This window comes from Rodentibacter heidelbergensis, assembly GCF_002000125.1.
In the GTDB taxonomy this organism is placed as follows: Bacteria; Pseudomonadota; Gammaproteobacteria; order Enterobacterales; family Pasteurellaceae; genus Rodentibacter; species Rodentibacter heidelbergensis.
In genome coordinates this window covers 1-1,691 of the sequence record NZ_MLHH01000025.1, presented here as the reverse complement: position 1 = coordinate 1,691, position 1,691 = coordinate 1, and the positions used below count along the sequence as shown (strand labels likewise).

Below are 1,691 nucleotides of genomic sequence, written 5' to 3'. Positions count from 1 at the left end.
TGGACGTATCACAAGTGCGAATGCTGACATAAGTAACGATAAAACGGGTGAAAAACCCGTTCGCCGGAAGACCAAGGTTTCCTGTCCAACGTTAATCGGGGCAGGGTGAGTCGGCCCCTAAGGCGAGGCTGAAAAGCGTAGTCGATGGGAAACGGGTTAATATTCCCGTACTTGGTAAAGCTGCGATGTGGGGACGGAGCAGGTTAGGTTAGCGTACTGTTGGATGTGTACGTTTAAGTTAGTAGGTGGGGAGCTTAGGCAAATCCGGGCTCCTATGAAACACTGAGAGATGATGACGAGGCACTAAGGTGCTGAAGTAACTGATACCACACTTCCAGGAAAAGCCACTAAGCTTCAGGCTTTACTAAACCGTACTGAAAACCGACACAGGTGGTCAGGTAGAGAATACTCAGGCGCTTGAGAGAACTCGGGTGAAGGAACTAGGCAAAATAGCACCGTAACTTCGGGAGAAGGTGCGCCGGCGTAGCTTGTAGCGTCTTGCACGTGAAGGGTGAACCGGTCGAAGATACCAGCTGGCTGCAACTGTTTATTAAAAACACAGCACTCTGCAAACACGAAAGTGGACGTATAGGGTGTGATGCCTGCCCGGTGCTGGAAGGTTAATTGATGGTGTAATCGAAAGAGAAGCTCCTGATCGAAGCCCCAGTAAACGGCGGCCGTAACTATAACGGTCCTAAGGTAGCGAAATTCCTTGTCGGGTAAGTTCCGACCTGCACGAATGGCATAATGATGGCCAGGCTGTCTCCACCCGAGACTCAGTGAAATTGAAATCGCCGTGAAGATGCGGTGTACCCGCGGCTAGACGGAAAGACCCCGTGAACCTTTACTATAGCTTGACACTGAACATTGAATTTTGATGTGTAGGATAGGTGGGAGACTTTGAAGTGTGAACGCCAGTTTGCATGGAGTCGTCCTTGAAATACCACCCTTTAACGTTTGATGTTCTAACGAAGATTGCGAAACGCGGTCTCGGACAGTGTCTGGTGGGTAGTTTGACTGGGGCGGTCTCCTCCCAAAGCGTAACGGAGGAGCACGAAGGTTTGCTAATCACGGTCGGACATCGTGAGGTTAGTGCAATGGTATAAGCAAGCTTAACTGCGAGACAGACAAGTCGAGCAGGTACGAAAGTAGGTCATAGTGATCCGGTGGTTCTGAATGGAAGGGCCATCGCTCAACGGATAAAAGGTACTCCGGGGATAACAGGCTGATACCGCCCAAGAGTTCATATCGACGGCGGTGTTTGGCACCTCGATGTCGGCTCATCACATCCTGGGGCTGAAGTAGGTCCCAAGGGTATGGCTGTTCGCCATTTAAAGTGGTACGCGAGCTGGGTTTAGAACGTCGTGAGACAGTTCGGTCCCTATCTGCCGTGGGCGTAGGAGAATTGAGAGGGGCTGCTCCTAGTACGAGAGGACCGGAGTGGACGCACCACTGGTGTTTCGGTTGTATCGCCAGATGCATTGCCGAGTAGCTAAGTGCGGAAGAGATAAGTGCTGAAAGCATCTAAGCACGAAACTTGCCTTAAGATGAGTTCTCCCACATGAAAGTGTGTAAGGGTTGTTTAAGACTAAGACGTAGATAGGTGGGGTGTGTAAGTGTAGTGATATATTGAGCTAACCCATACTAATTGCCCGAGAGGCTTAACTATACAACGCTCAAGTGTTTTTGGG

Annotated in this window: 1 rRNA gene; it reads left to right on the top strand. The window is 50.3% G+C overall.

Features of this window, described 5'->3' with window-relative positions:
* Positions 1-1,669, top strand: a 23S ribosomal RNA gene (locus BKK48_RS09010); the annotation flags it as partial.
* Positions 1,670-1,691: the final 22 nt, after the last annotated feature.